The sequence below is a fragment of the Neisseria sp. CCUG12390 genome (assembly GCF_047837985.1).
Lineage (GTDB): Bacteria > Pseudomonadota > Gammaproteobacteria > Burkholderiales > Neisseriaceae > Neisseria.
Genome location: NZ_CP181244.1, coordinates 1,930,524 through 1,942,950, shown reverse-complemented (window position 1 = coordinate 1,942,950; position 12,427 = coordinate 1,930,524). Strand labels below are relative to the sequence as shown.

At 52.4% G+C, this 12,427-nt stretch carries 7 protein-coding genes; 5 read left to right on the top strand and 2 right to left on the bottom strand.

Translation table 11 applies throughout. The annotated features are described in order from the left end of the window. Positions 1-446 precede the first annotated feature (446 nt). A complete protein-coding gene (locus ACM67E_RS09055; RefSeq protein WP_416191125.1) occupies positions 447-1,019 on the top strand; it encodes a DUF4126 domain-containing protein in 573 nt (190 codons plus the stop codon). Positions 1,020-1,128: 109 nt separating this feature from the next. On the opposite strand, the gene rpoD is transcribed toward ACM67E_RS09055, so the two are convergent. Then, entirely contained in the window at positions 1,129-3,081 is a 1,953-nt protein-coding gene (rpoD, locus tag ACM67E_RS09050; protein WP_416191124.1) for an RNA polymerase sigma factor RpoD, read from the bottom strand. 192 nt (positions 3,082-3,273) lie between these two features. Beyond that, a complete protein-coding gene (dnaG, locus tag ACM67E_RS09045) occupies positions 3,274-5,061 on the bottom strand; it encodes a DNA primase (protein WP_416191123.1) in 1,788 nt (595 codons plus the stop codon). Between the two features lie 420 nt (positions 5,062-5,481). Here dnaG and dacB point away from each other — a divergent pair, with 420 nt between their 5' ends. The 4 genes from dacB to trhA all read left to right on the top strand — a co-directional run bounded on the left by dacB (position 5,482) and on the right by trhA (position 12,356). After that, entirely contained in the window at positions 5,482-6,894 is a 1,413-nt protein-coding gene (gene dacB / locus ACM67E_RS09040) for a D-alanyl-D-alanine carboxypeptidase/D-alanyl-D-alanine-endopeptidase (protein ID WP_416191122.1), read from the top strand. A 444-nt stretch (positions 6,895-7,338) separates the two neighbouring features. Then, positions 7,339-7,614, top strand: a complete 276-nt coding sequence (locus ACM67E_RS09035; RefSeq protein ID WP_416191121.1) for a hypothetical protein — start codon at positions 7,339-7,341, stop codon at positions 7,612-7,614. After that, entirely contained in the window at positions 7,575-11,375 is a 3,801-nt protein-coding gene (locus tag ACM67E_RS09030; protein WP_416192767.1) for a calcium-binding protein, read from the top strand. Before ACM67E_RS09035 ends, ACM67E_RS09030 begins: the two co-directional genes overlap by 40 nt. A gap of 354 nt (positions 11,376-11,729) precedes the next feature. Continuing rightward, positions 11,730-12,356, top strand: a complete 627-nt coding sequence (gene trhA, locus ACM67E_RS09025; protein WP_416191120.1) for a PAQR family membrane homeostasis protein TrhA — start codon at positions 11,730-11,732, stop codon at positions 12,354-12,356. Positions 12,357-12,427 lie beyond the last annotated feature (71 nt).

The window sequence follows — 12,427 nt, the reverse complement described above, 5'->3', positions numbered from 1 at the left end:
CCAAGCAACAGGCCGTCTGAAATTTATTTTCAGACGGTCGTGTTATTTCATCGGAATAAAAAAATACTACCTACTAAAGTAGGTATGGCAGGTATCCATTTCTGGATTTAATATTGATTCCGCAAATATTTCGGTCTGTTCCTGCGCGGATTTGCGGACAAAACACCGGCATCGGCGGTAGGGCATGGCCGCATAAAAGCACGCAAGCGCAAAAGGCCGAGACCTTTGCAAAATCCCCATCTTTGGCACATTTCTTCGTTATGCGCTGCTCGAAAGCTTGCCTATCTAAATGATATGTCTGCGCTTTCTGTGCTGCTATAACTTCGAACTGTACTCAAATCCGGGGTTTTGCAAAGGTCTCAGGCCGTCTGAAAATGCGCGATTCGTTTTTCAGACGGCCTGTTTGCGCGTATAGTATGGCTTCTTTTGTTTTGAAACCGAGTATCATGACTTTCACCACGATTTTAAGCATCGCGCTGGGCATAGGTTTGGCGGCGAGTTCCGGATTCCGCGTGTTTCTGCCGCTGTTTGCCCTGAGTTTGTCGGCATATTTCGGGCTGTGGCCGGTTAATGAAAATTTCCAATGGCTCTCTTCCACGCCGGCGCTGATTATTTTGGGCGTGGCAACGGTGGTCGAAATTGGCGCGTACCTGATTCCGTTTGTCGATAATCTGCTGGACACGCTGGCGGTACCGCTGGCGGGGCTGGCCGGTACGGCGGTCATGGCTTCCACTACGGCGGATTTGAGTCCCGCGGTGACTTGGACGCTGGCGATTATCGCAGGCGGCGGTGCGGCTGCGGCGATTAAGGGCGTGAACGCGACCACGCGTGCGGCGAGCACGGCAACGACGGCAGGTTTGGCCAATCCTGTCGTCTCGGTTGCCGAAACCGGTATGGCCGCGGTAATGGCGGCATTGAGTCTGTTTCTGCCGTTTTTGGCGGTGGCGGTGTTGTTCGTCATTGTGTTTTGGTTGTGGCGGAAATACCGTACATTCCAACGGCGCGAGCAAACGGTTTGAGCGGCAGCAAAAGGCCGTCTGAAAATAATTTTTCAGACGGCCTTTTGACAGGTAAAAGACTGGAGTTAAAGAAAACCGCAGGTCAGAAAAACCTGCGGTTTTTTGATTTTTACTGCTTGTTGTCTTCGCTGTCGAGGAAGCTTCTCAGGCGGTCGCTGCGGGTAGGGTGGCGCAGCTTGCGCAGGGCTTTGGCTTCGATTTGGCGGATGCGCTCGCGCGTGACGTCAAACTGCTTGCCGACTTCTTCTAGCGTATGGTCGGTGTTCATGTCGATGCCGAAACGCATACGCAGCACTTTGGCCTCACGCGGCGTCAGGCTTTCCAACACTTCTTTGGTGACTTCGTGCAGGCTGGAGTACATGGCGGCATCGGCCGGCGCGATGTTGTTTGCGTCTTCGATGAAGTCGCCCAAGTGCGAATCGTCGTCGTCGCCAATCGGCGTTTCCATCGAAATCGGCTCTTTGGCGATTTTCATGATTTTGCGGATTTTGTCTTCCGGCATCTCCATCAGTTCGGCCAGTTTCGCGGAATCAGGCTCTTCGCCGGTTTCCTGCAGGTATTGGCGCGAAATGCGGTTCATCTTGTTGATGGTTTCAATCATGTGTACCGGAATACGGATGGTGCGCGCCTGGTCGGCAATCGAACGGGTAATGGCTTGGCGGATCCACCATGTGGCGTAAGTGGAGAATTTATAGCCGCGGCGGTATTCGAATTTATCTACCGCCTTCATCAGGCCGATGTTGCCTTCCTGAATCAAATCAAGGAACTGCAAGCCGCGGTTGGTGTATTTTTTGGCAATCGAAATCACCAGACGCAGGTTGGCCTGAATCATTTCTTGCTTGGCGGCGGCGGTTTCGCGTTCGCTGGCGACCATGTTTTTGTTGATTTCTTTCAACTCTTCAATCGAGATTTGTGTTTCTTTCTGCATATCGGCCAAAGCAGACTGCTTCTCAATGATGGCATGGCGGAAACGGTCGAGCGCGTCGCTCCATACGCGGCCTTTGGCGACTTCTTCTTCAACCCAGTTAAGATCAGTAATGTTGGGCAGGAAGTTGTCGACGAAATATTCGCGTTCCATATGCACGCGTTCCAGGCAGATGTCGCGGATTTCGCGTTCCAGCCTGCGGATTTGTTCGACGCGGCCGCGCAGGTTGTTGCTCAGGTTTTCGATTTGGCGGGTTGCGAAACGTACTTCCAGCAATTTGCCGGCGATGGCGTCGCGGTGAGCCAGATAATCGGGATGGCGGCTGTGGTGCTTGGCCAATTGCGCGGTCATTTCGGCATAGTCGGCTTTGATTTGGGTAAAGTGTTCGAGCACTTTCTGCTTCAGCTCTTCCAAATTGGCGGCAGACATGCTGTCGGCGTCGGTTGCACCGTCGTCATCGCCGTCGTCTTCATCATCATCGCTGCCGTCTTCGTCGTCATCGCTGCTTGAAGCTTCTTCGGAAGAAGTGCTTTCCAAGTGGCCCAAGCCCAATTCGTTCAACAATACTTCGTTAGGGTCGATAATGGCTTCCACTACTTCGTCAACGCGGATTTCGTCATTGCGCACTTGATCGATTAAGGCCAGAATTTCGGCCACCGAACCCGGGCAGGCGGAAATGGCCTGCACCATGTTTTTAAACGCGTTTTCGATTTTTTTGGCGATGATGATTTCGTCTTCGCGCGTCAGCAGGTCAACCTGCCCCATTTCGCGCATATACATACGCACGGGGTCGGTGGTGCGGCCGAACTCGGAATCCGCGCTGGAGAGGGCGGCCTCGGCTTCTTCGACGGCATCGTCGTCGGTAATGGCCGCGGCGTTGTCGCTTAGGAGAATATCTTCCGCATCGGGCGCCTGCTCGGTGACTTGGATGCCCAAGCCGGAAATCATGCTGACGATGTTGTCGATTTGGTCGGCATCGGACATATCGTCCGGCAGCGCATCGTTGATTTCGGCGTAGGTGATGTAGCCGCGCTCTTTACCCATGATGACGAGCTGGCGCAGGCGGCTGCGTTGCTCTTCGACGGTCAGCGGGCGGCCGTCGTCTTGATCTTGGTATTCTTCGTGATTTTTAGACATAGGTTTCTCATTGTTTAGTGGACAATGCCGACGGTTTGCAGCGGTCTGCACCTGAGGGCGGAGCGGCATATTGCCCGAACAGGGGCAATCAATGCCGAGGCCGTCTGAAACTTTTAGAAAACGGGTGTTCTGCGCTTTATCCGGTTCGCAGCATGGGACAATGTTTTCAGACGGCCTGACGGGAATTCGGGTTTAGTTCGCTTTGGACATCAATAAAGATACCAAAAGTTTCTTTTCGTAATCGTTCAAACCGCTTTGCGCATTTTTCTGCTTCAGCGATTCGATTTGGCTGTATTTTAACTCATTTAACAGCTTTTTCATGCCGATTTTGAAATTTTCGCATTCGGCCTGGTAGGCTTCTCCGTTGTCTTCCGCCACTTGGTCATCGGCATGGCGGGTCGATTGGAAGATTTGGTTCAACGCGGATTCGTAGGGCGAGCCGCGCATGTGCTCCAAAATCTGCGCGCTGCTGGGCGGCTGGGCAAAGCTTTTGACGGTTTCGGCCAAATTGGCCAAACAGGCAAAATCGCCTTCCAGCGCGAGGTATTCGGGCAAGTCTATATATGCAGCCCAATCCGGATTTATCAAGAGGCTGCGGATTTGCCGCTGCACCAAAGTGAGCATTTGCGGCTGCCTGAACGTTTCCTGCGGCAGTTTGTAGCTTTTTTGCTTCACATGCCGCTTGGGGGCTTCTTGGCCGAGCAGTTGCGCCAGATTGGAAGGGTCGATGCCCACCAGTTCACTGAGTGTCTGTTTCAGCAAAAAGTTCAGCGCGGGAGCGGTAATCTGCGCCAGCAGCGGGGCGGCGGTTTTCACCAGTTCCGCCTTGCCTTCCTGCGTATTCAGGTTGAGGCCGTCTGAAAGGTGCTGCCAGAAATATTCCGACAACGGTTTGCTTTGGTTCAGCAGCGCGTCTTCAAATTGGGTTTTGCCGAAAGCGCGGATGTAGCTGTCGGGGTCGTGTTCTTCGGGCAGGAACAGAAAATGCAGCGATTTGTCGTCTTTCAGTTGCGGTAAGGCATTTTCCAGCGCGCGCCACGCGGCTTTTTTACCGGCGGCGTCGCCGTCGAAACAGAAATAAATGCTGTCGGCCTGACGCATCAGGATTTTGACATGGTCGGCGGTGGTGGAGGTGCCGAGCGAAGCCACGCCGTAACCGATGCCGAACTGCGCCAAAGCCACCACGTCCATATAGCCTTCGACCACCAAAATCCGCCCGGCTTCTTTCACCGCGGCACGCGCTTCGTAAAGGCCGTAGAGATTTCGGCCTTTGTCGAACAAAGGCGTGTCGGGCGAGTTGAGATATTTCGGTTTGGAATCGTCCAGCACGCGGCCGCCGAAGCCGATGACCTGACCGCGTTGGTCTCGAATAGGGAACATAATCCGATGGCGGAAGCGGTCGTAATGCTTGCCTTCGTTGTCGATGACCATGCCGCTGTCGACCAGGGCGGTATTCGGGTAGGGCTGGAACACCTGTGCCAGCGGCTGCCAGCCGTCGGGTGCGTAGCCCAAGCCGTAATGGGCGATGATTTCCGCGCTCAGGCCGCGTCCGGACAGATAATCCTGCGCCGGTTTTTGAAACTTGAGCTGCTGCGCGTAAAACGAAGCGGCGGCGGCGGTGGTTTCTTCCAGCGTCTGCTGCTTTTTCTTGCGCTCGGCGCGGGCTTCGGGGTTGTCGTTCTGCCCGCGTATTTTCGGTACGGTCATGCCCACGCGGTCGGCCAGATACTGCACCGCCTCGGTAAATGCCAAGCCCTGATATTCCATGATAAAACCGATGGCCGAACCGTGCGCGCCGCAGCCGAAACAGTGGTAAAACTGCTTCGTCGGACTTACCGAGAACGACGGCGATTTTTCTTTGTGGAACGGACAACACGCCATGTAGTTGGCACCGCCTTTTTTCAGCGGTACATGCTCGTCGACAATATCGACGATATCGACTTTGGCGAGCAGTTCGTCTATGAAATCGGAAGGAATCATAAAAGGCCGTTGGGAAAGTGGAGATTCAGACGGCCTTTTGCCGCAGGCCGTCTGAAAACAGGAAAACGGATTATAACCTATTAGGTATTGTTTGGTTTTTTTTGAACCTTAATCGGTTGTCCAATGCGATAATTTTATTATGTTTTTTTACTGTGGTTCGGTATTGGCGGATGCGTTTGCCATATGGCGGTTGCGGCCGTCTGTTTCGGAGCGGAACGGATTTTTTCGGCATGTTGCCAAACCATGTATATTCGGTCGTGAGGCCGTCTGAAAACGATGTTCGGTTTCAGACGGCCTGAAAGTCAGGCCGGTGTTTTCCTTGAATAAATGATGTTTGGATGATGTTTGGGGGCGGTATCCGTGAATTTCAGACGGCCTTGTTTTATAATAGCGGATTCGAGTTATTGCTGAAGCCGCATCATGAAATTTTCCCAAACCCTTGCCGCACTGCTGTTCTGCATGCTGCCGCTGTCTGCGGCGGCTTTGGATTTCGGCAAAATCCGTGCCGATGAAATTTCGGTTTACGTGCAGGATTTGGAAACGGGCAAGGTTCTGATTGACCACCGCTCGGGCGTTTCCGTCAATCCCGCCTCGGCGATGAAGCTGGTGACCGCATTTGCCGCGTTTCAGGCCTTGGGCAAGGATTACCGCTGGACGACAGATTTCAAAAGCCCCGCGCCGGTAAACGGCGATACGCTGGAAGGCGATATTTATTGGGAGGGCAGCGGCGATCCGGTACTCGATCAGGACGGGCTGATTGCCTTGCAGCAGCAGTTGCGCGACAAAGGTATCCGCAAAATTTCAGGGCAGCTAGTGCTCGACCGCAGCTTGTGGGGCGAAGTGAAAAACGGCAAGGAATTTGCCGCCGATGCGGGCGAAACCTATATGACGCCGCCCGATCCCAACCGCTTGGCGTATAAAGTGGTGGCGGTCAAGGCCGAACGCAACCCTGCGGGTGATGTGGTGTGGACGACCAATCCGCCGCTGCCGGACATCAGGCTCGATAACCAAACCACGATTGTTCCGTCAACTGCCGAATGCAAATCCATCAGCCGCTATATGCGCGGCCGCTATACGGGCGGTGCGTTGGTCATCAGCGGCAATGTGCCGGAAACCTGCCTGAGCGAAGCCCTGTATGTGAACATGCTGACATCGCAGGATTTCGCCCGCCGCAGCTTTATCAACCAATGGCGTGCCGCCGGCGGCACGATTTCAGACGGCCTGAAAGTGGCGGTCACGCCGTCTGACGCCAAGACGCTGGCTACGCTGCAATCCAAGCCGTTGAGTGAGATTTTGGCGGACATGAACAAGTTTTCCAATAATCTGATTGCGCGTTCGGTGTTTCTGAAACTGGGGCAATCGAAAGATTTGCACGAAGCCCTGCGGCGTGCCGATTCGGCCGTCAAGTTGGAATTGGGTGCGGCAGGCGTGGATACGGCTCATCTGGTCTTGGAAAACGGATCCGGTTTGTCGCGCAAAGAGCGGCTCACGGCGAAAATGATGGGTCAGTTGCTGGAAAAAGCCTATTTCAGCGGCTACAAAGACGAATTTATCGGCACGCTGCCGATGGCCGGTGTGGACGGCACGCTGAAAACGCGCTTGAAGCAGGCCGGTGAAAAACTGGTGCTCAAAACCGGTACGCTCAAAGACGTGCGCGCCTTGGCAGGCTACTGGTTGGGCGAGCAGCCGAAAGTGGTGGTGGTGATGATCAACAGCCCGCAGGCGGATACTTATTTGAAAGATATGGACAGGCTGGTGTCGGAAATCGTTTTGCCCGGCGGCAAAAGCTGGGTGGCGTTGGATGCCAGTTGCGAAGCGCGGCAGGATGTTTGAGCAGTTGAAATATATCTGAGAGGCCGTCTGAAACCGTTTGTTTCAGACGGCCTCTTTGCGTAATTGCAATTTAAATATTCTTTCGGTAAATATACTTTGACAGCCAGAATCTATTAGAACGCAAGGCGGGCTTTGTATTAATTCTGTCATAAACCTTGATTTATCAAACAAGTTCATTCATAACTCAAAAAATTATATACCATATAATTAATCAATAAGCATATTAAGAAAAATATGCAGGATTGAAATGCTTATGGATTAATGCTTATGTAATGATGTAAATTACAAATGCATTTAATAAATTAAATTAACAATTACTTAATTTAATTTTACTTTTCAATAATATTCTTAATTTTTCTAAAATAGATTAGTATATTTTTAACGTTATCAGTTAACGTTATTTAGGTGATTATCGTCTTTAGAATTAATTAAGGAGAGAATTAAATGGATGCGGTCAATTCAAACGCTCAAAATAATGCGGTTGTGATTAACGGAACATCTAACGATGATGTACTTTATGGTAGTTCAGGCGCTACCGTTATTTATGGGAAAGCAGGCAACGATATCATTCACAGCCTTTCAGGCTTGGATACCATATACGGGGGAGAGGGAGACGACACATTTCATATAGCAGGTATTGGAGACACCGTAATTGAAGAACGCGGCAAGGCACCGATACCATTTACAGCAGCGTCAGCTATACCGCATCGCAAAATGTAGAAAACATTACCCTGACCGGCAATACCAATATTTACGCGGCAGGCAACAACTCCGACAACGTTTTGGTCGGCAACAGCGGACACAACCGTCTGAACGCAGGCAGCGGCAATGACACCGTATACGGCGGCGAGGGCAGCGACCACATCGGCGGCGGCGAAGGCAATGACGTTTTATACGGCGAAAAAGGCAATGACCATATCCACGGCGACAAGGGCAACGATGTACTCGACGGCGGCGAAGGCAAAGACACCATGCGTGGTCAGGCCGGCGACGACGTTTACTACGTAGACAATGCAGCCGACACCGTAATCGAAGAGCGCGGTCAAGGCACCGATACCGTTTACAGCAGCGTCAGCTATACCGCATCGCAAAATGTGGAAAACGTTACCCTGACAGGCAGTGCCAATATTTACACGGCAGGCAACAACGCCGACAACGTTTTGGTCGGTAACAGCGGACACAACCGCCTGAATGCAGGCCGCGGCAATGACACCGTATACGGCGGCGAAGGCAGCGACCAAATCGGCGGCGGCGACGGCAATGACGTGTTATACGGCGAAAAAGGTAATGACCACATTTTCGGCGACAACGGTAACGATGTTCTCGACGGCGGCGAAGGCAAAGACACCATGCGCGGTCAAGCCGGCGACGACGTTTATTACGTAGACAATGCAGCCGACACCGTAATCGAAGAACGCGGCCAAGGTACCGATACCATTTACAGCAGCGTCAGCTATACCGCATCGCAAAATGTGGAAAACATTACCCTGACGGGCAATGCCAATATTTACGCGGCAGGTAACAATTCCGATAACGTTTTGGTCGGCAACAGCGGACACAACCGTCTGAACGCAGGCAGCGGCAATGACACCGTATACGGCGGCGAAGGCAGCGACCACATCGGCGGCGGCGAAGGCAATGACGTTTTATACGGCGAAAAAGGCAATGACCATATCCACGGCGACAAAGGTAACGATGTTCTCGATGGCGGCGCGGGTAATGACTTATTGAGCGGCCAAGCCGGAAACGATACTTACGTTTTCGCCAAAGGCTACGGCAATGATGTTGTCCGCGATACCGAAGGCACGAATACCGTACGCTTCGACGGCATTGCCGCCGGTGATGTAACCGTGAGCGAAAACAACGGAAGCTGGGTGATTACACTCAAAGAAACTGGCGATACCCTGACCATCGAAAACCAAACCGCCGATGCAAGTGCGGCAGTAACCCGCTTCGAGTTTTCAGACGGCCTCTTGAGCAATGTCGAGTTGGCAATGGCGGCAGGTCTGCTGAAGCCGCAAGGAAATGTGATTAACGGCACGGAAAACGACGACCGCTTGGAAGGCACGGAAAAAGACGAAGCTTTGAACGGCTTGGGCGGTAACGATACGTTGCGTGGTGCCAAAGGCGTGGATGTTGCCGACGGCGGCGACGGTGATGATGCCCTGATTGCGGTAGGCGATTTGACCTCAGGCAGCAAATCCGCCAATAAAGCCTACGACACCGTTTTGGGTCAATCTCTTGCCGGCTTGAAGGGAACCGATTACGCAGAAGTTACCGCAGGCGATGTGTTCCGCGGCGGTGCAGGAAACGATACGCTGTATGTATTCGGTACGACCGATTTGAGCAAAGCCGTGTTGGACAGCATCGAAAAAATCGATATGCCGTCTGATGTTACGCTTGCGGCTGACCAATTGTCAGGCGTTTCCGTAAGCGGAGACAGCGTAGGCACGTTGCGCGTTAAAGAAGAAAGTGCGGAAAAAGTTGTAGTGCTTGGCGACCAGCAGCTAAACGGCGTTAAACAGTTGGATATCGGCAAAAACGTCGTTATCGAAGTGAAAAACCTGGCTGCTTTGAACGGTGTTGAAATCATCAGCGGCAACGGTACGCTGCGCTTTACCGAACCTACCGCACTGACTGCCGACCATTCGGTAGCCGGCAAAGTCAAAGTGGTGAATGCAGACGGCTCATCCGCAATAGGCAGCGCCGAAGTACTCGACCGCATTATTTCTGCCAGCGACGATACTGCCGTTCGCGGTGAAATCAATGATTTGCCTTACAAAGACCTGTTGTCAGACGGCGTGGCCAAAGGCAACAATCCCGTTACCATTCTGGACGGTTCAGACGGCAACGACTACATCGAAGGCGGCAGCACCCATGATGCCTTAGACGGTGTGAACGGCGACGATGTATTGGTAGGCAAAGACGGTAACGACATCTTCGTGATTAACGGTACCGGCAAGAAAACCATTATCGACGGCGGCAGCAACCAAGATACCGACACCATCGTTTTAAGTAACGCTAACCAAGGTGCGGAAATCGATTTGAGCCAGTTTAAAGGCAGTATCGGCACCGATACCACCATTCAAATCGGCGCATCCGACAGCCACGGCGTAGCAGGCAGTGCCGGAGATAAAACCAACCTGATGCTGATTATCGACCGTTCGGGCAGCATGAGCTGGGATAACCGTATGGAGAATGCCAAAGATGCCGTCATCAAGCTGATTGAAAAATACAACCAGCTCGGCGACATTGCCATCCGCGTAATCGGCTTTGACGGTTACAGCTACGTTGAGTTTAACGGCGTAAATGCGTGGATGAACAAAGTAGATGCGGTGAATGCCATCAATAGCCTGTCTGCTTGGGGCGGTACGGATTACTATGTTGCCCTTGATGCTGCTGAAACGGCATTTGTGAGCGGTCGCGGCAAAGTATTCCATGAGGGTGGCAATAACTTCTCCATGTTCCTTTCAGACGGCGAGCCGAACAGCTATCTCAATATGATCCGTCAAACACAGTGGGAAAATTTTGTCATCAACCACAAAATCGTTTCCCACGCCATCGGATTCGGCGGTATCTATAATACTGCCGCACTCGAACCGATTGCATTTGACGGTACCGCAGTCGCCGATACAAGCGCAGCCGACCGCACGCCCGGCCAAATCAGTCCGATTCTGGAAGGTGACATCGACAAGCTCGTTACCACCGTTTCCGGCACGGCCAAAACCGATTTTATCGAAAACGTGGCAGGTACGGCGTTTGACGACAAAATTACCGGCAACAGCTTGGATAACGTCATCAAAGCAGGCGCAGGCGACGATACCGTGAAAGGCTTGGACGGCAACGATACGTTGGACGGCGGCAAAGGCGATGACCGGCTCGAAGGCGGTGCCGGCAACGACGTTTACCGTTTCGGAACAGGTGATGGCCAAGATACCGTAGTCGATACGCAAGGCAGCAACAGAGTTAAGTTCGACGGCATCAACAAGGCCGATGTGAGCGTGAACAGCGTGCAAGAGGCCGATGGCAGCGAAAGCTGGGTAATTACCGTAACCGCTACCGGCGATACGCTGACCGTGAAAAACCAAACCGCCGATGCAAGCGCAGCCGTAACCGGCTTCGAGTTCGCCGACGGTACGCTGAGCAATGCCGATTTGGCCCAACTCATCGGTGCGCCTTCTGCAGAACCGGTTGCCGCGCTTGCGCTTTCATTCGGTTCAACCAACATTGTAGCGGCTTCCGCAGAGAACAAAGTGGTTGTTCACGGCCACAATATCCCTGTTAAGACAGCCGCCGACAACAGTGCTTCAGACGGCCTGCTCGACAGCGGTGCAGGTTCGCTTGACAGCGCGTTGAACAGCATTCTGCCTGCTTCCGGGGCAAGCTTCGGCGCAGGTTTGGCGGATACTGCGGCTTATGCGGCCGAAACCGCCCAGTTCCAAGCTGACGATAACGCGCAGGGTGTGACTGCCGTCATCTGAAAATAAACCTTGTGTCATCAGGCCGTCTGAACGTGTTTCAGACGGCCTTTTGCTGCATATTTTTGTTGAGAGAACGCCTGAGCCGTTGAAACGCAGGGGAAAACAGGGCGGTTTGTGCCGTTCAGACGGCCTTGTCGGATTTTTTCGTGTGACTACTCGTTGCGCACAGTTTCATGCTTCTCGAATAAGCCATGCCGTCTGAAAGTTTCAATCTTTTCAGACGGCATCATTCAATCATGCGGATTACGGCAACGGATAGGATATTACACTTAACTTATTTTTATCTTTCAGACGGCCTTTTTGTAACGGGTTTGGCGTAAACTGTTGCCTGTCTCAATAATGAGAATAAATCTTATGTATCAAGGTGAACGTTTTAATGCTTATAGCCATTTGGTAGGGGCGGTATTGGCTCTGACCGGTATGGTGTTGCTGATTGTGAAGGCGGTAGCGGATTTTGACCCTTACAAACTCGCCAGCGCGATTACTTACGGTGTGTGTCTGCTGCTGCTGTATTCGGGTTCGACGCTGTATCACAGCATTCCACAGCCGAAAGTGAAGGCGGTATTGCAGAAGGTGGATCATTGTATGATTTACCTGCTGATTGCGGGCAGTTATACGCCGTTTACGTTGGTGACGCTTAAGGGCGGCTGGGGCTGGTCGCTGTTCGGTGTGTCGTGGGGTCTGGCCTTGCTCGGCATCATTCAGGAATTGACGATCGGGCGGAAAAGTGAAAAACGCTTGTTGTCGATGGTGATTTATGTGGTGATGGGCTGGTTGATTTTGGTGGCGATGTATCCGCTGGCGATGAGCTTGTCTGCGGCGGGATTGTTTTGGCTGGCTCTGGGCGGCGTGTTATATAGTGCCGGCATTTATTGGTTTGTGAACGACACCAAAATCAAATACGGCCACGGTATTTGGCATTTGTTTGTGATGGCAGGCAGTCTGGCGCAGTTTATCTGCATTTATTTTTATGTGTTATAACTTTCAGACGGCCTTAATTAAGTATAGTGAACTAAAATAAGAAAGCTACAAGGCGGCAAGGTGCAGACAGT